Annotated in this window: 18 protein-coding genes; 8 read left to right on the top strand and 10 right to left on the bottom strand. The window is 65.2% G+C overall.

Going from position 1 to position 17106, the window contains the following annotated elements; all coding sequences use genetic code 11:
* The first annotated feature begins 12 nt into the window (after nt 1-12).
* Together AACZ17_RS10080 and AACZ17_RS10075 are read left to right on the top strand one after the other, a co-directional pair.
* Complete coding sequence (locus AACZ17_RS10080; RefSeq protein WP_290742311.1) at nt 13-507, top strand: disulfide bond formation protein B; 495 nt, start codon at nt 13-15, stop codon at nt 505-507.
* Nucleotides 508-587: 80 nt separating this feature from the next.
* The gene (locus AACZ17_RS10075; RefSeq protein ID WP_290742314.1) at nt 588-1076 is read left to right on the top strand and encodes an Rsd/AlgQ family anti-sigma factor; all 489 of its coding nucleotides are present in this window, start codon (nt 588-590) and stop codon (nt 1074-1076) included.
* Between the two features lie 3 nt (nt 1077-1079).
* Here the strand turns inward: AACZ17_RS10075 and AACZ17_RS10070 are convergent, their stop codons facing one another.
* Nucleotides 1080-1844, bottom strand: a complete 765-nt coding sequence (locus AACZ17_RS10070) for an FKBP-type peptidyl-prolyl cis-trans isomerase (RefSeq protein ID WP_290742318.1) — start codon at nt 1842-1844, stop codon at nt 1080-1082.
* A gap of 76 nt (nt 1845-1920) precedes the next feature.
* Nucleotides 1921-2409 carry a TIGR02444 family protein gene (locus tag AACZ17_RS10065; protein ID WP_290742321.1) on the bottom strand — a complete coding sequence of 163 codons (489 nt, stop codon included), beginning with the start codon at nt 2407-2409 and terminating at the stop codon, nt 1921-1923.
* A gap of 51 nt (nt 2410-2460) precedes the next feature.
* Between AACZ17_RS10065 and AACZ17_RS10060 the strand changes: the two genes are divergently transcribed.
* Nucleotides 2461-4362 (top strand): ATP-binding cassette domain-containing protein, encoded by a 1902-nt coding sequence (locus tag AACZ17_RS10060; RefSeq protein WP_290742324.1) that lies wholly within the window; start codon nt 2461-2463, stop codon nt 4360-4362.
* Here AACZ17_RS10060 and AACZ17_RS10055 read toward each other — a convergent pair.
* Complete coding sequence (locus AACZ17_RS10055; protein ID WP_290742568.1) at nt 4346-4627, bottom strand: GIY-YIG nuclease family protein; 282 nt, start codon at nt 4625-4627, stop codon at nt 4346-4348. The genes AACZ17_RS10060 and AACZ17_RS10055 overlap by 17 nt on opposite strands.
* 161 nt (nt 4628-4788) lie before the next feature.
* Here AACZ17_RS10055 and trxA point away from each other — a divergent pair, with 161 nt between their 5' ends.
* The 3 genes from trxA to ubiD all read left to right on the top strand — a co-directional run bounded on the left by trxA (nt 4789) and on the right by ubiD (nt 8198).
* Nucleotides 4789-5115, top strand: coding sequence for a thioredoxin TrxA (gene trxA, locus AACZ17_RS10050; protein WP_290742327.1), 327 nt, complete (start codon nt 4789-4791; stop codon nt 5113-5115).
* 231 nt (nt 5116-5346) lie between these two features.
* Nucleotides 5347-6615 (top strand): transcription termination factor Rho, encoded by a 1269-nt coding sequence (gene rho, locus AACZ17_RS10045; RefSeq protein ID WP_290742330.1) that lies wholly within the window; start codon nt 5347-5349, stop codon nt 6613-6615.
* Between the two features lie 80 nt (nt 6616-6695).
* Nucleotides 6696-8198 (top strand): 4-hydroxy-3-polyprenylbenzoate decarboxylase, encoded by a 1503-nt coding sequence (ubiD, locus tag AACZ17_RS10040; protein ID WP_290742332.1) that lies wholly within the window; start codon nt 6696-6698, stop codon nt 8196-8198.
* Nucleotides 8199-8207: 9 nt separating this feature from the next.
* Here the strand turns inward: ubiD and AACZ17_RS10035 are convergent, their stop codons facing one another.
* The 6 genes from AACZ17_RS10035 to AACZ17_RS10010 all read right to left on the bottom strand — a co-directional run bounded on the left by AACZ17_RS10035 (nt 8208) and on the right by AACZ17_RS10010 (nt 14215).
* On the bottom strand, nt 8208-9458 hold the full coding sequence (locus tag AACZ17_RS10035; protein ID WP_290742335.1) for a heme biosynthesis HemY N-terminal domain-containing protein: 1251 nt from the start codon (nt 9456-9458) through the stop codon (nt 8208-8210).
* A 2-nt stretch (nt 9459-9460) separates the two neighbouring features.
* Entirely contained in the window at nt 9461-10663 is a 1203-nt protein-coding gene (locus AACZ17_RS10030) for a uroporphyrinogen-III C-methyltransferase (RefSeq protein ID WP_290742338.1), read from the bottom strand.
* Nucleotides 10660-11436: a uroporphyrinogen-III synthase gene (locus tag AACZ17_RS10025; protein WP_290742342.1), complete on the bottom strand. Its 777-nt coding sequence runs from the start codon at nt 11434-11436 to the stop codon at nt 10660-10662. The genes AACZ17_RS10030 and AACZ17_RS10025 overlap by 4 nt, the downstream gene beginning before the upstream one ends.
* The gene (gene hemC / locus AACZ17_RS10020) at nt 11426-12358 is read right to left on the bottom strand and encodes a hydroxymethylbilane synthase (RefSeq protein WP_290742345.1); all 933 of its coding nucleotides are present in this window, start codon (nt 12356-12358) and stop codon (nt 11426-11428) included. Before hemC ends, AACZ17_RS10025 begins: the two co-directional genes overlap by 11 nt.
* A 73-nt stretch (nt 12359-12431) precedes the next feature.
* Complete coding sequence (locus tag AACZ17_RS10015) at nt 12432-13160, bottom strand: LytTR family DNA-binding domain-containing protein (protein ID WP_290742348.1); 729 nt, start codon at nt 13158-13160, stop codon at nt 12432-12434.
* Nucleotides 13157-14215: a histidine kinase gene (locus tag AACZ17_RS10010; protein WP_290742351.1), complete on the bottom strand. Its 1059-nt coding sequence runs from the start codon at nt 14213-14215 to the stop codon at nt 13157-13159. Before AACZ17_RS10010 ends, AACZ17_RS10015 begins: the two co-directional genes overlap by 4 nt.
* A gap of 112 nt (nt 14216-14327) precedes the next feature.
* On the opposite strand from AACZ17_RS10010, the gene argH reads away from it, so the two are divergent.
* Entirely contained in the window at nt 14328-15731 is a 1404-nt protein-coding gene (gene argH, locus AACZ17_RS10005; RefSeq protein WP_290742571.1) for an argininosuccinate lyase, read from the top strand.
* A gap of 34 nt (nt 15732-15765) precedes the next feature.
* On the opposite strand, the gene AACZ17_RS10000 is transcribed toward argH, so the two are convergent.
* On the bottom strand, nt 15766-16767 hold the full coding sequence (locus AACZ17_RS10000; RefSeq protein ID WP_290742354.1) for a DUF3187 family protein: 1002 nt from the start codon (nt 16765-16767) through the stop codon (nt 15766-15768).
* Nucleotides 16768-16930: 163 nt separating this feature from the next.
* Here AACZ17_RS10000 and AACZ17_RS09995 point away from each other — a divergent pair, with 163 nt between their 5' ends.
* Nucleotides 16931-17101, top strand: a complete 171-nt coding sequence (locus AACZ17_RS09995) for a lipoprotein (protein ID WP_290742357.1) — start codon at nt 16931-16933, stop codon at nt 17099-17101.
* Nucleotides 17102-17106 lie beyond the last annotated feature (5 nt).

The raw sequence follows: 17106 nt of genomic DNA, 5'->3' as shown, positions 1-17106 counted from the left end.
GAACCTGAAACCATGCTCCACACACTGACCCCACGCCTCGTCTACTTCGGGCTTGCCGCCCTGGCACTGTTCGCCATGCTGTTCGCCTGGTACCTGGAGTACCAGGTGGGGCTGAACCCCTGCCCCCTGTGCATGACCCAGCGCGTGTTCGTGATCGCCGGCGGCGTGGTTGCCCTGCTGGCAGCACTGCACAATCCGCGCGCCTGGGGCCGCCGCGTGTATGGCCTGCTGTGTGCCTTGCTCGCCATCGGTGGCGGTGCGGTGGCGGCACGCCACGTCTGGCTGCAGCACCTGCCGCCCGACCAGGTGCCAGCCTGCGGCCCCAGCCTGGAATACATGCTGGAGACGCTGCCCTTCAAGGACACGCTGAGCATGGTGCTGATGGGCGATGGCAACTGTGCGGAAACCCACTGGACGCTGCTGGGGTTGAGCATCCCCGAGCAGACACTGCTGCTGTTCATCGCCCTCACCGTGATCAGCCTCTGGCAAACACTGCGCCGAGGCTGACCCCGCGGCGTGCTTGCGACCGGCCTCCGCCTGTGCCTATAGTGGCAGCCGAAGTCACCGCCAACGCAAGAGCACGCCGCATGCCGTCACGCAACCAAGATCCCGCTGAACAGTTTCAGGCCGTCGACAGCCTGCTCACCACCTGGCTGGCGGAGCGCCGTGCCGTACTCGCACGCTACACCGCACTGGTGGTCGCCAGCGACGATGTGCCCGGCTCGGCAGCCATCACCCAACGCCAGCGCGACCTCTGCGAACTGCTGGTGGACTACGTGTCAGCCGGACATTTCGAGGTCTACAACGAGTTGCTGCACGAGGCAGAAGCCTTCGGCGACACGGGTGCAGCGCTGGCGACTGCACTGATCGCCGAGATCGCGGACACAACCGACGTCATTCTGGCCTACGAAGAAAAATACGGGAGCGGCGACCAGTACCCGGAAACCATGCTCAGGGACCTGTCGGCGTTGGGGGAACTGCTGGAATCGCGTTTTGTGTTGGAGGACCGGCTGATCGCCGGCCTCCACACCCAACACCGGCGCCAGCTGCAGTCGGCGCCGGAAGAAGCTCGCTAGCGCTTAGCCTTCAGCGCCGTCTGCAGGGGCTTCGGCGTCATCAGCCGCCTTGGTCACCGAGATCAACTCCACCTCAAACACCAGAGCCGCGTTCGGGCCAATCAGGTTGCCTGCACCGCCGGGGCCATAGGCGAGATCAGCTGGAATAAACAGCTTCCACTTGGCGCCGGGTGACATCAGCTGCAGTGCCTCGGTCCAGCCTGCAATCACCTGGCTGACACCAAAGCTGACGGTTTCGCCGCGCTTGTAGGAGGAATCGAACTCGGTGCCGTCCACCAGCGTGCCGCGGTAGTGGACTTCCACCATGTCGTCCGCACTCGGGCTTGCACCTTCACCCGCCTCAATCACTTCGTATTGCAGGCCGGACTCTGTCACCACAACACCTTCACGCTGGGCGTTTTCCGTCAGGAAAGCCTCTGAAGCTGCCAGGTTGGCTTCGCCGGCCGCCGCGATCGCGGCCTGCTGCTCGGCCATGGCGCGCTCCTGGTAGGCCTGCATCTCGGCCTGAATTTCTTCCGGCGTCATGCGCGGCTCGGCACCCTCCATGGCATCGCGCAGACCCGCGCTGAAGGCATCGACATCCATCGGCACACCGTCCGCGGCCATGCGCTGGCCCAGGCCGAAGGCAATACCGTAGCTGAGGCGCTGATTGCTGTCCTCCAGCGTCACGGTGGCGGCAGTGTCTGCAGCTTCGGGCGCAGACTGCTGGTTACAGGCCTGCAAGGTCACGGTCGCGACCAGGGCAAGCGGCAATGCGTATTTCTTCATAATGGGTTCCATGGGTAAGAGAAATGGACGTGCGGAAAAACCGACAGGCGGCAGATCATACTACCGCGGGCCACCTCTATGCCACCCCCGGCCCCGCGAGCAGCCCCGCGAGCCGCTGCACCAGCGCCTCCCGCTCCGCAACCGCACAAGCCCCGGGAGCCATCAGGCACTCCAGCGCGGCGACCAGCGCCACACTCGGAGCCGGGGCTGGCACACAGGCCGCACAGCGCTCATGCCAGGCCCATATGGCCCCCTGCTGCGTCTGCTCGGCCACCAGCTCAAGCGCCTTGACCTGCTGCCGAAGCTCGGCCGCCTGCGGCAGGTCGCGCCACTCGCGACGCAGGGCGCGCAGCGGCTGCACCACCCGCTGATTCCAGGGAGCCACACAGGCCTGCAGCTCCGGCCATTGCGCACTGGGCAGCTGCAACCCGCTGTGTGCCAGCCAGGCCGCATACAGGAGCAGATTCACATCGGTGCCACACCGGTCCTGCGCCTCGATACACGCCTCGGCCACGCCCGGCCGACCGTAGCAGTGCAGGGAGAATGTCCACAACGGATGCGTCATCGCGTCTCCGGCTGGTGAGAGCCTCAGGCTGCGCGTAGAATGCGCGTCCTGATGATCATACTACGCGATATTGAACTGCGGCGGGGCAGCAAACTGTTGCTCGAAGGCGCCGGCGTCACTTTGCAACCGGGGCAAAAACTGGCCCTGATCGGGGCCAATGGCAGCGGCAAATCCAGCCTGTTCGCCATGCTGCTGGGCACACTGCAGGCGGACAGTGGCGATATCGAGGGCATGAACAACCTGCGCCTCGCCCACATGGCGCAGGAAGTGGCCACCACCCATGAAACGGCCGGGCGCTACGTACTGCAGGGGGACACCGAGCTCGCGCACCTGTGCAGCGAACTGGAAAGCGCCGAGCGCACGGGCGACTTCCAGCGCGCAGCGGCCCTGCACACCGCCATGGAAGAGGCCGACGGCTACAGCGCCGACAGCCGCGTGCAGCGACTGCTGCAGGGGTTGGGCTTCGCACCCGATGCCGCAGCGCGCCCGGTCAGCGACTTTTCCGGCGGCTGGCGCATCCGGCTCAATCTGGCCCGCGCGCTCATGACGCCCTCCGATATGCTGCTGCTGGATGAACCCACCAACCACCTGGACCTGGATGCGACCCTGTGGCTGGAACAGTGGCTGCAGGCCTACCCCGGCACCCTGCTGATGATCTCCCACGACCGCGACTTTATCGACGCCACCTGCGAACGCATCCTCAGCATTGAGCACCAGCAATTGCACACCTGGAAGGGCAACTACTCCGACTACGAGCGTCTGCGCGCCGAGATGCTTGCCAACCAGCAGGCCAGCTTCGAGAAGCAGCAGCAACGCATCGCCCACATCGAGGATTTCGTGCGCCGCTTCCGCTACAAGGCGACCAAGGCGCGGCAGGCGCAGAGCCGGCTGAAAGAACTGGAGCGCATGCAGCAGCTGGCGCCTGCACACATCGACTCACCGTTCAATTTCATGTTCCCGCCGGCGGGCAAGAGCAGTGATCCCCTGCTGCGCATTGATGAGGCCGACCTGGGTTACGCCGGTAAACCGGTGCTGCACAGCGTCAACCTGGTGCTGCGCCCTGGTTCACGCATCGGTCTGCTGGGGAAGAACGGCGCGGGCAAATCCACCCTGCTGAAGAGCCTCATCGGTCGCCTGCCGCTGCTGCGGGGCGCACGCCAGGCCGGGGAGCACTGCCGCATCGGCTATTTCGACCAGCAACAGCTGGAAGCGCTGGACCTGCAGGCCAGCGCCGCACTGCATGTGCAGCGCCTGAGTCCGGAGGCACGGGACCAGGACATCCTGAACTTCCTCGGCGGCTTCAACTTCCGCGGCGACAGCGCCACCCAGCCCATCGCGCCCTTCTCCGGCGGCGAAAAGGCCCGCCTGGCCCTGGCTCTGGTGGTCTGGCAGCGCCCCAACCTGCTGGTGCTGGACGAACCCACCAACCACCTTGATCTCGATATGCGCAACGCCATGGAGATGGCGCTGCAAGGGTATGAGGGCGCGTTGATCCTGGTCAGCCACGACCGTCACTTGCTGCGCAATACGGCGGACGAGCTGCTACTGGTGCACGATGGCGTCGTTGAAGAATATGAAGAAGACCTGAGGGCCTACGAGAAGTGGATCCTCGGCAGCTACCGCACTGGCGACAACGCAGCCACCGCAGGAGCCCCGACTGCGCCGGAAGCCTCGGCCAAGGAACGCCGGCAGCAGGCGGCCGCACAGCGCGAGCGGCTGCGGCCACTGCAGCGTGATATCGCTCAGACCGAGAAGGCCATGGCACAGGTGGAACAGGATCTGCTCGCGCTACAGGCACGGCTTGCCGACCCGGCAATGTACGCCGCTGGCAGTACCGCTGAGGTGGCGGATCTGGTCAGACAGGAAGGCGCCCTGAAGGCAGAACAGTCACACCTTGAGGAACGCTGGTTGGCGCAACAGGAAGAGCTGGAGGCGATTACGGCCCCGGGCTGACAGCGTCGAGCTGGCACAGGGCGAGCTTGGCCTCACGCGACAGGCGTTTGATGGCGGCTTCCCGGCGCTGGGCCGTTGCCCGGTCCGCCGCCGGCTCACTCCAGAGCAACTGCACAGGGCGCCGCCCGCGAGTGTAACGGGGCCCACCGCTGCGCTCGCCGTTGTGCTGGGCCAGCCGCCGCCGCATGTCGACGGTGACGCCGGTGTACAGGCTGCCATCGACGCACTGCAACAGGTACACCACCCAGGTCGATTCAGTCGCGATCACGGGGCTCTCAGCCATACACAAGGCATAAGGTCATAACGAAAAACTCCTGAGCGCCGGTTGTGCGCACATTGCCCAATGGTATCATTGCGCCTCATCGACGGGCGGTGAACCGCGGCGGATGTGCTGCCGTACCAACGCCACAGCAACTGGAGAGCACCATGAGCGAAAACATCGTACACGTCAGCGATGCAAGTTTTGACGCCGACGTCCTCAACGCCGACCTGCCGGTACTGGTTGATTTCTGGGCAGAGTGGTGTGGCCCCTGTAAGATGATCGCCCCCGTGCTGGACGAAATCGCCAGCGAATACGCGGGCAAACTCAAGGTCTGCAAAGTGGATGTGGATGCCAACCCTGACATTCCACCGAAATTCGGTATTCGCGGCATCCCGACCCTGATCCTGTTCAAGGGCGGCAGCGCCGAAGCGACCAAGGTCGGCGCCCTGTCCAAGAGCCAGCTCGTGGACTTCATCAAGGAAGTCATCTAGGGCACAGTGGCCTGGCCCGCTCGTCGCGCTGTGCAGGACAGGCGGGCCAAAAATCCTAGACGCCTCCAGCACAGCGTGCTACATTCGGTTTCGTTGCACGGCCCCGTGCCGCGATAATAACTCTGCCACCCAACGATTTAACGCTGCATTCACGTCGCCTCTGGCCGGCCTTCCGGCAGCGCGTTCGTTTGCATTGAACGTCTTCCCCGAACAACAACTCAGCGCTCCTCTATGAATCTAACTGACCTAAAAACCAAATCCACGCAGGAACTGATCGATATTGCGAAAGAGATCGGCCTCGAAAACATGGCCCGGTCCCGCAAACAGGACATCATTTTCGCCATCCTCAAGCGCCACGCCAAAAGTGGCGAGGACATTTCCGGCGATGGCGTTCTGGAAATCCTGCAGGATGGCTTTGGTTTCCTGCGCTCCGCCGACAGCTCCTACCTCGCCGGGCCGGATGACATCTACGTATCGCCGAGCCAGATCCGCCGTTTCAACCTGCGCACGGGTGACAGCATTTCCGGCAAGATACGCCCGCCGAAGGACAGCGAGCGCTACTTCGCGCTGCTCAAGGTCAGTGAGATCAACTTCAATCGCCCGGAGAACGCGAAGCACAAGATTCTTTTCGAGAACCTGACGCCGCTGTTTGCGGACCAGCGACTGAAACTGGAGAAGGGCAACGGCAGCACCGAAGACCTGATTGGTCGCGTCATCGACCTGGTTGCACCCATCGGCAAGGGCCAGCGCGGCCTGCTGGTGGCGCCGCCCAAGGCCGGCAAGACAGTCATCATGCAAAGCATCGCCCAGGCCATCCTGACCAACAACCCCGAGTGCTACATCATCGTGCTGCTGATTGATGAGCGCCCGGAAGAGGTCACCGACATGCAGCGCACCGTGGGTGTGCGCGGCGCCGAAGTGGTTGCCTCCACCTTTGACGAACCGCCCTCGCGGCACGTACAGGTGGCCGATATGGTCATCGAGAAAGCCAAGCGGCTGGTCGAGCACAAACGCGACGTCGTGATCCTGCTGGACTCCATTACCCGTCTGGCGCGAGCCTACAACACGGTGGTGCCGAGTTCCGGCAAGGTCCTCACCGGCGGTGTCGATGCCCATGCCCTGGAGCGCCCCAAGCGGTTCTTTGGCGCGGCACGTAACATCGAAGAGGGCGGCAGCCTGTCGATTATTGCCACCGCGCTGGTCGACACCGGTTCAAAGATGGACGAGGTGATCTACGAAGAGTTCAAGGGCACCGGGAATATGGAGCTGCACCTGGACCGCAAGATCGCCGAAAAGCGGGTCTACCCGGCCATCAACATCCGTCGCTCCGGCACCCGCCGCGAGGAACTCCTTACCGGCGAGGAAGAGCTGCAGCGCATGTGGATTCTGCGCAAGCTGCTGCACAGCATGGAAGATGGCCCGGCGATCGAGTTCCTGCTCGACAAACTCCGCGACACCAAGACCAACGACGAATTCTTCATGTCCATGAAACGCAAATAAAGTTAATGCGGAGCCGGCGTTGGCCGGCTCCGCTGCGCGCTATACTGTCCCCTCGCCCGCAACACCCGCCAGGACAGCCTGTGACCTACAAAGACCTACGCGAATTCATCACAGCGCTTGAACAGCGTGGTGAACTCGTGCGCATCCACCAGGAAATCGACCCGCACCTTGAAATGACTGAAATTGCTGACCGCACGCTGCGCGCGGGTGGCCCTGCACTGTTGTTCGAGGACCCGAAAGGCAGCCGTATTCCGGTGCTCGCCAATCTGTTCGGCACACAGACCCGGGTTGCCCTGGGGATGGGCGCGGAGAATGTACAGGCGCTGCGGGAGATAGGGGAGATACTCGCCTACCTGCGCCAGCCCGACCCGCCCAAAGGACTGCGCGATGCCTGGGAAAAAGCGCCGCTGTTAAAGCAGGTGATGAACATGGGACCAAAGCTGGTTCGCAACGCGCCGTGCCAGTTCCACGCCAAGAGCGGCGACGACGTGGACCTTTACCAGCTTCCCATACAGACCTGCTGGCCCGGCGATGCCGGGCCACTGGTCACCTGGCCCCTGGTGATTACGCGCGGGCCGAACAAGACCCGCCAGAATCTCGGCATCTACCGCATGCAACTCATCGGGCGCAATAAACTGATTCTGCGCTGGCTGTCACACCGCGGCGGTGCACTGGACTACCGCGACTGGCAGCTGCAGAACCCGGGCAGCCGCTACCCCGTCGCCATCGCCCTGGGCGCGGACCCGGCCACCACACTGGGCGCGGTCACGCCGGTCCCGGACAGCCTGTCGGAGTACGCCTTTGCCGGCCTGCTGCGCGGCGCCAAAACCGAACTGACCGAGTGCTACACCGAGGGCTGTCGGAAACACGGGTTGCAGGTGCCGGCCAGCGCCGAATTCATCCTGGAGGGCTATCTGGAGCCCGGGGAAATGGCCGACGAAGGCCCTTTCGGTGACCACACCGGCTACTACAACGAGGTCGAGCGCTTTCCGGTGTTTACCGTGGAAGCCATTACCCACCGCGAAGACCCGATATACCACAGCACCTACACCGGGCGGCCGCCGGACGAACCCGCCATTCTTGGCCTGGCGTTGAATGAGGTGTTCGTGCCGATCCTGCAGAAGCAGTTTCCGGAGATTGTGGATTTCTATCTGCCGCCCGAGGGTTGCTCCTACCGCATGGCGATCGTGACCATGCGCAAGGAATACCCCGGGCACGCCAAACGCGTGATGCTGGGTGTGTGGTCTTTCCTGCGCCAGTTCATGTACACCAAATTTGTTATCGTGACCGATGAGGATGTGAACGCACGCGACTGGCAGGACGTTATCTGGGCCATGACCACGCGTATGGATCCACAGCGCGACAGCGTTTTCATCGACAACACGCCCATCGACTATCTCGACTTTGCCTCACCCGTGGCAGGGCTCGGATCGAAAGTGGGTTTTGATGCCACCAACAAGTGGCCGGGCGAGACCAGCCGTGAATGGGGCACGCCCATCGTCATGAGCAGCGAGGTGAAGGCGCGCGTTGACACCCTCTGGGATGAGCTGGGTATTGAACGCCCCGACGCCGGGCGGCGCTAGGCGCCCGGGCTAGCGCAGGGCCGCGGGGCTGGCGTCGGCCCGTTTCGGTTGCGGCAACAGCGGCAGGCTGGTTTCCCGCAGCAGCAAGCCCTCGCGGAAATACACAGCGCTCTCCCGGTCCTCCCCAAGTGCGGCCAGCAACCGGCCCAACTCCGCGCAGACTTCCGGGGTGCGTCGCTGCCGGTAGCTGCTCTCGAAGTAATCCCGCGCCTTGCCCCACAGCTCGTGCCGGCAGGAAAGTCGCCCCAGCGTCAACAGCAACTGGTAGTCGCGGGGGTGATCCGCCAGCCACGCCTCTGCCTGGGCCAGTTGGCGCCCCGCGTCCGGCAACTCCACGTAGCCGAACAACCGCGCGAGATCGCCGTCCCAATCCTGTTTCAACGCGCGCTGGATCACCTTGGCCGCACCGCTGGCATCCCCCGCGTGGATCAGGTAACCCACGTAGCTGCGCAGCACCACCTTGTCCTGCCGCAGTGCCGCAGGCGTTGCCTGCCAGCGCTGATGCAGTGCCACCGAAGCGGAGTCACCACCCGCCGTCGCGCAGGCCTCCAGCAGCTGCGTGTGTACCCTGCGCTCCAGGTCAAGCAATGCCGCTTCGTCCAGCACGGCGTGTTTGCGCAACTCTGGCAACAATTTGAGCAGCGCATCCCAGTCTTCCAGCCCCCGGTAGGCTTTGTGCAGCAACTTCAGCACGTAGGGATGCCGCCCCGCATTGCGGCGCGCGCGTTCCAGCGTGGCCACCGCCTGTTCGTACTGCCCGCCCTGCAGTTTCAGTTCGGCCTGGGTCAGCTCCACGGCAATACCGGCGTCGGAACCCGCCTGCTCTGCCATGCCCAGGTACTCGCGCATTTTGTCCGCTTCATCCAGCTGGAAACTGGCGCGCGCTGCAATCAGGTAGTTGAGCAGCGGAACCTCGCTGTGCTCGGCGCCGCCCACCAGCTGCCGCCGGGCACGCTCCCAGTTGCCTTCGATGAAATTGATCAAGCCACGGTGCGTCAACCGGGCCGCCCGTCGCGTCTTGCGCTGACCCAACCAGCCGGCAATGGATCGCTGCCCGGAAAACACTTTGCGCAGCAGTGCTATGGCGGCGTACAGCAGCAGTGCGATCAGGGCGAGCAGGACCAGGCCCACCCACAGGCTGGTTTCCACGGTGTACTGCCCATAGGCTATCAGCACATAGCCGGGGTGGTTCTCGATCAGGGCAACCACCCCGACACCGAGCAGGAGGGCGAGCAGCGCCAGTATCAGCAGCCCACGCATGGCTACTGTGCTCCGTCGCGCTGCAGGCGCGGCTCGGTATAGGTTTTCAGCGCAGCCAGCGATGCGGAGATATCCGGCAATGGCACGGCAATCACCTCATCCGCCAGGTCGTCCAGCTCACGCACTGCAGCGGCCGCCGCCGCCTCATCGGCGAGGAAAAACTCCATCAGCCAGCGCCTGGCGCGCTGCAGACTGGCGGTGTAGAGCGCCTGATTACCCGACAGTAACGCCACCTGTGCCTGCTGCAGGAGCATCACCAGGTTCTGGCGCAGCAGTCCCTCCCACTGGGGATCCACCAGCGCCTCGACAGGCACCTCGCGACGGCGCACCACGATATAGTTCGACAGCGTGGACAAGGCCTGTTGGTAGCCCTGCTGCAAACGCTGCTGCCAGGTAGCGGCGGGCGCAGCCTCGTCCTCCCCGGCGCGCTGCGGCAGCTCGAAGATCACCAAACCCGCGACCTGGTCGACCAGCGCGCCGAGGCGCAGGTAGAGACCCTCAAGATCCAGTTCGGGCAGCGCACGCAGGACCGCGAGATCCTCGGCCACGGCACGGCGTACCGGGTGCAGGCCCACGCTGTCCAGTTGCCGCAGGATACCGTCCGCGCTCTGCAGCAGGCGCTGGGCGGAGGCGGTATCGCCGGCCATGATCAGGCGCTGATTGGCCAGACGCAGCAGATACTCGACTTCTGCCAGCAACCAGCTGTCCCGGTCACCACCGCGTAACTGCGCCAGTTCCGCGCGCTGCTCCGCCAGCCGCGCCTCCAGGGCCTCCAGCCGTGAGGTCTGCTCCTGCATCGACTGCGCCTGGCTTTGCAAGCGGGGCTGCAGTGCGTCCAGCCGCTGTTCCAGCGTATCCTGTACATTGCGCTCAAGCGCGCGCAGCTCAGCGCGCAGCGCCGAGTCATCAACAGCCACCGCCTGCGAGGGTGCATCGGCCGCTTCCAGTTCCGCAAGACGCTGCAACAGGGCGGCCTCCCGCGCCTGAGCCTCCCATAAAACCCAGCCTGCGGCAGCTCCCAGGCCCAACGCCACCAGCAGCGCCAACCACGCTACCGCGCCGCCGGAACGCCGGGTAGCAGGCGCGGTCTGCATCGGCGCGGCAGGCTTGTCGGGGGTAGCACCCTGTGCCGCTGCGGTTTCCTCCACCGGCGCCTCGACAGCCGGTGTGGCGGGCGCTTCGGTCAGGTCTTTTTCTTCGCTCACGTGTTCTCTCCCTTAACCAGGGTCCAGCGCTCCAGTGCGCGCAGCATCGCGCCATCAGACGCATTGTCCGCAATCAGGCAATGCCGGAATCCCGCTGCCATCGCCGCATCCGCGACGCGGCGCGAGGGCAACAGCAAGGTGACTGTCTGTAACTTAGTGGTTTCTGCGGGGCTAAGCAACGCCAACATGGTCTCCAGGCCTTCGCCGCTGCTGATGCAGATCAGGTCCACCTGCCACCGAGCCAGCATGGCGGCGAGCTCGCCCGGCGCCATGCGCGGGCGGACACGGCGGTAGCAGGCCAGGGTGTCAACCTGTGCACCGCGACGCTCCAGTTCCACGCGCAGCGTATCGCGCCCGCCCTGACCCTTGACGATCAACACGCGTTGTCCGGCGCAGTCGCGCAGGCCGGGCAGTTCCAGCAACCCTTCGCTGCTCATATTTTCGCCCGGGGTCTGGGCCAGCACATTAAAGGCGGCAAGCGCGCGGGCTGTACCCTCACCCACCGCGTACCAGTGCAGACCGGCGGGCAGTTGCGGCCAGTAGTCCTCGATCACCGGCAGGCTGAAATTCACCGCATTCGCACTGATGAAAATCACGTGCTGCACGCGGTCGAGGTCGAGAATGCGGGCCCGCTCGACTGCCGGGAGTGGCTCTACCGGCTCCAGATCCAGAAACGGCAGGTGATGCGCTGTGAACCCGCGCGCCGTCAGCGCATTGCACAGCCTGTCGCCCTGTCCCGCCGGGCGGGTAACCAGCACCGATCTAGCGCCCATAGACCTCGGCCAGTATGGCGCCCGCGCCCTGCGCCAGGAGATCCTCGGCCACTGCGACTCCCAGCGCCTCGGCCTCAGCAACCGGCGCGCGCCCTTCGGCACGCAGCAGCCGCGCACCATCCGGCTGCCCGACGAGGCCGCGCAGCCACAGTGTTTCACCACCGGATTCGAACTCTGCGTAGCAGGCAATCGGGACCTGGCAGCCACCTTCCAGTCGGCGATTCAACGCGCGCTCCGCGGTCACCCGCTGCGCGGTCGGCGCGTGGTGCAGGGGCTGCAAAAGCGCCAGCAGCTGTTGGTCATCACTGCGCAGCTCGATACCCACCGCACCCTGCCCGCCTGCGGGCAATGAATCCGCCACAGGCATGCGCTGGCGGATCCTATCCGCCATTTCCAGACGCAGCAGGCCGGCAGTTGCCAGGATAATCGCGTCGTACTCGCCGGCGTCAAGCTTGCGCAGGCGGGTGTTGACGTTGCCGCGCAGAAACCGCACCTCGAGGTCCGGGCGCGCGGCGCGCAGCTGACACTCCCGGCGCAGGCTCGAAGTCCCTACCACACTGCCCGGCGGCAGCGCGGCGACGCTGTCGTACTGATTGCTGACAAAGGCATCGCGGGGATCTTCCCGCGCACAGATCACGCCCAGGCAGAGTCCCTCGGGGAACGCCATGGGCACATCCTTCATCGAGTGCACCGCGATATCCGCACTGCCGTCGAGCAGTGCGGTTTCCAGTTCCTTCACGAACAGGCCCTTGCCGCCGACCTTGGCCAGCGGCACATCCAGCAACTGGTCGCCGCGCGAGGTCATGCCCAACAGCTGCACATCAAGGCCGGGGTGCGCATGCTGCAAGGCGTCGCGGACAAATTCAGCCTGCCACAGTGCGAGCGGGCTTTCTCGGGTAGCGATGGTAATGGTGCGGGGCATGAACAACTTCCTGGGGCTCGAACGGCGATGATACCAGCCGCGCCCCGGCGCCGCGACTTCAGCTAGCGTGCGTTCAGCCTTGCTGCAGCCTGGCCTTCACGTCAGCGAGGTGCCGCCGGCTGACCTGTGGCCGCAGCGCCACGCCGTCCAGCTCTACTGACCAGCTACCGCCCGCATCCCGGCGCAGGCGTCGGATGTACCGCCGCGCCACAAGGGCATTGCGATGTACGCGCAGGAAGTCCGTTGCAAACTCCTGCTCCAGATCCTTCAGCGCGTCCTGAATCAGCAGCTCGCGCTCCGGGGCAACCGCCGTCACATACTTCTGCCCGGCAATGAAGCAGCGCACCTCGGCGATGGGCAGGGTCTCCAGGCCCCGGTGCCCCTGGCTGCTGACCTGGGTGCGCCCCGCCGGCTCGCCATCCGAGAGCGCAGCGAGCTGTACGCGGTTGACCCGACCCGCTGTCGCCAGAGCCCGCGCGAGCTCTGTTTCTCGCACCGGCTTCAGTAAATAGGCAACCGCCTGATGACGCAGCGCATCGAGCGCATACTCATCATAGGCCGTACAGAAAATCACTGCGGGGGGCGCGGGCAGCCGATCCAGCGCCGCAGCCACCTCGATGCCGTCCATGCCGGGCATGCGCACATCCAGCAACACCAGCGAAGGGTCCTCGCGTGCCAGCAGTGCCAGGGCATCCTCCCCCGATCCGGCCTCGATGACCTCTGCTTCGGGCCGCAGGCGCTGCAGCAGTCGACGCAGGCGGTCCCGTGCCAGCGGCTCATCATCCACCAGCAGGATTTTCATACCACAGGCCCCGCCGGATAGCGCAGCACGACCTGGAACGCCCCGCTGCCGCCTCGCTGGCGCAGGCTGGCCGCATCGCCGTACAGCGCCTGCAAACGCTGCTCGATGTTGCTCAGGGCCATGCGCTCACCGCGGCTGGGCGCGGGCGGATCCGGCCGTGGATTGTCAATCACCACCTGTACATCGCCTCCATCGCGCTGCACGGAAATCCGGATCACGCCCCCCGCCGGGAGCAGCGATACACCGTGGTACACGGCGTTTTCCACCAGTGGCTGCAGGATCAGACTGGGCATCGGCAGATCGGCAAGCGCCTCGGCAACCTCCCACTCCACCTGCAGGCGATCGCCCAGGCGCAACCGCTCGATACCCAGGTAGAGTTCACAGCGATGCACCTCTTCCGCCACGGTATCCCCGGGGCCAGCCTGGCGCAGGCTGGCGCGGAACAGTTCCGCCAGGTCCTCCACCGCGGTTTCAGCGCGCTCCGGGTGCGAGGCGATCAGGCTGGCAATGCTGTTCAGGGTATTGAACAGAAAGTGCGGGCGGATACGGGCCTGCAGGGAATCGATACGCGCCTGCAGCTCCGAGCGCTCCCGCAGGGTGAGTTGCTGTTGTAGATAGAAGTAGCGCAGCGTGATGCCTGTGACCAGCGCGGCAACCAGCATGTTGCGCAGCACCCACCAGCGATCATCCGCATCCGCCATGAGGCCGGGGTAGAAATGCAGAATCAGCTCGCCGGACAGACCCGTGACGGCGACCACCAGCACGATGCTACCCACCGCGGCCAGCCACAGGCTGTGCCGCGAGAACCAGCCGCGCAGACGGCACAGGGTCACCGCGCTCGCCAGCACCAGCCACTGTACCAGCACCGAACCGGTGGCAAGCACGGTCCATTCAAAACGCGGCAGGCTGCTCACCGCCAGGGTGTACATCAGGACCATCAGCTCCGCCAGCAACACCAGGAAGAGCAACGGCCGCGGCGCGCAGAGATCGGGGATGAAAAACGCACCCGAGGCCTGTGCCCGCGCCGCCCGTTGCTGCTCCCCTGTATCCCGCATGTACACAAACCCCTGTCCACCCGGTGGTATACTTGCACCCAAGGGCGACGGGTACAAGCGCCAGAACCCCAGTCACGGCCCGCCGCAGGCCTTCAACCAGACATGGATCAACATGAGCAAGCAGACAGACACCAACACACTTTGGGGCGGGCGTTTCGCTGAACCCACCGACCAGTTCGTCCAGCGCTTCACCGCCTCCGTGGAGTTTGATCAGCGCATGGCGGCCGAGGACATCCAGGGCTCCCGAGCGCATGCCGATATGCTGTGCGCCGTGGGTGTGCTGTCCGATGCCGAGCGCGGACAGATCCAGAGCGGGCTCGACCAGGTGGCAGCGGAGATCGCAGCCGGCGAGTTCCACTGGTCCATCGAGCGCGAAGACGTGCACATGAACATCGAGGCGCGCCTGACCGAGCTGATTGGCAATACCGGAAAGAAACTGCACACCGGCCGTTCGCGCAACGACCAGGTCGCGACGGATATCCGCCTGCACCTCCGTGCAGCCATCGATGCCATCGGCGCAGAGCTGACGCGCCTGCAGCGGGGCACTATCGGACTGGCAGCCGAGCACTGCACGACCATCATGCCCGGCTTCACCCACCTGCAGACCGCGCAGCCCGTGGTGTTCGGGCACCACCTGCTGGCCTGGAACGAAATGCTGGAACGCGATTATGGCCGGCTTATGGACTGCCGTGCCCGGCTCAACCAGTCTCCGCTGGGGGCGGCTGCACTGGCCGGCACCACCTACCCTATTGACCGCGAGATGACAGCGCGCGCGCTGGGCTTCGATCGGCCGACGGCCAACTCGCTGGATTCCGTCTCGGACCGTGACTTCGCCATCGAATTCTGCAGTTTCGCCGCGCTGCTGATGACGCACCTGTCGCGCATGTCTGAAGAACTTGTGTTGTGGACGTCAGCCCAGTTCAATTTCGTCGAGCTGCCGGACCGTTTCTGCACCGGCTCGTCCATCATGCCGCAGAAAAAGAACCCGGACGTCCCTGAACTGGTGCGCGGCAAGGTCGGCAGGGTCAACGGCCATCTGATCTCCCTGCTCACCCTGATGAAGAGCCAGCCTCTGGCCTACAACAAGGACAATCAGGAGGACAAGGAGCCGCTCTTCGATACCATCGATACCGTACTGGGCAGCCTGCGTGCCTTTGCCGACATGGTGCCTGCCATCCGGCCGCGCGCGGCGCAGATGCGCGAGGCGGCACGCCGCGGGTTTTCCACCGCGACCGATCTCGCAGATTATCTCGTGCGCAAGGGACTGCCCTTCCGCGACGCCCACGAGGTGGTGGGCAAAGCGGTCGCACACGGTGTGGCCAGCGGGGCCGACCTGGCCGAAATGTCGTTGGCTACGCTACAGGGGTTCAGTGGGGAGATCGATGCCGACGTGTTCGACGTGCTGACTCTGGAGGGTTCGGTGGCCGCGCGCGATCACCTGGGGGGCACTGCGCCCCGGCAGGTACAGACGGCCGCAGAGGCCGCGCTGCAGCGGCTGTCAGCCCGCCCGCAGTAAGCCAGGCGGGAGGTGCCGGCGGAGGCGCTGCCAGTCAGGGCACAAAGCGCAGGCTGGCCTGAAAGGTGATATCCGGCGCCGTCTCGACCCGGATATCCTCCATAAACCCGGCTTCCAGCGCCCAGCGGTCCGTCAGCTGCCAGCGCGCACCCACATTCAGCAGCAGGGCGCTGTCGCCCAGAGCCGTCAGATTGCTCTGCAGCGGAGCGGCGTGGGCATCGACCTGCGCCAGCAAGGTGACGCGCTCATGCACGGCCCAGCTCACCCCCATACCGGCAAACCAGAGATTGCGCTCCTGCGCGGCACGCAGCCCCGGAACCTGCCCCGCTCTCAGATAACCCGCCTGCCCAAACAGCTGCCAGACGCTCTGCGGGGGCAAGCCGTCGGCCCGCAACACCAGAAAAACATCCTCCGCGCCACTGCCCAGCAGCTCGCGCTCTTCTCCGGTCGCCAGCTTGTACCCCAATCCGGCGCTCAGGCGCCAGTTCCCCCCAGTGCGCAATGCGCGGTGCAGGCCCAGGGTGACATCACCCGCTCCGGAGACGCTGTCCTGCAGGGCAAACGCCGCCGTCGAGTTCAGATAGCGGAAGTCCAGCTGGTCGCGGGGCACCGCATCACGCCCCCCATCCGGCATTCCCCACAGGCTGTGCCAGCTGTCGATCAGCGCATCCAGCGAGCCGCCGCTGTGGCTCAGCCAGGGCAGCTCCACCTGCAGCTCCCAGCCGGGTGCCAGGCCATAGCGCCACTCGAGGGCGAGGCGGTGGGTTTCACCATCCAGGCGCAGTGCCTCCCCGGTGGCGCTGTCGAACACGGCGTGGCTGGCCATCGCGCCATGCACGGCGAAAGCCATGTCCTGCGCAGGCAGCAGCGCGGCACCGCGCATCGAGGGCAAGCCCAGAAGACCGCTGACCGGTGTCAGGTTCTTGCCGTACAGCGGCTCCACTGCCTGGGCCGCACCGGCCAGGAGCAGCAGGGCAGTCAGGCCGCCAATGGCACAGCGACGCAGGGACACCTTGAGGGAAACACACGCTCGCACGGGCAGGGCCTCAGTAACAAACCCCTGATCCTGCCATGATCCCGCGCGCAATTCGAGCCTTTGCCGAGGCGCCGCCCCCGGGCCTGCCCGCCCCGCGTTGTGCAACGCAGAATCCTGCGTCAATTCGGGTATACTGCGCGCTTTTATGGACGGAACCCCAGCCATGCCCATGACGCGCCCTCACTGGCTGATTGCCCCACTACTGGCCCTGCTGGCCGGCTGCGGGCAGACCGGCCCCCTGCAGTTGCCGCCGCAGGCAGAGGCGCCCGCAACCGCGCCGGTGGCGAGTGCAGTGCTGCCAGCAACGACGGCTCACGCTTCCGCAACCTACTGAGTGCC

The organism is uncultured Haliea sp., from assembly GCF_963973825.1.
Lineage (GTDB): Bacteria > Pseudomonadota > Gammaproteobacteria > Pseudomonadales > Halieaceae > Haliea.
The sequence above is the reverse complement of the archived record's forward strand: the minus strand, read 5'-3'. Positions and strand labels throughout refer to the sequence as shown.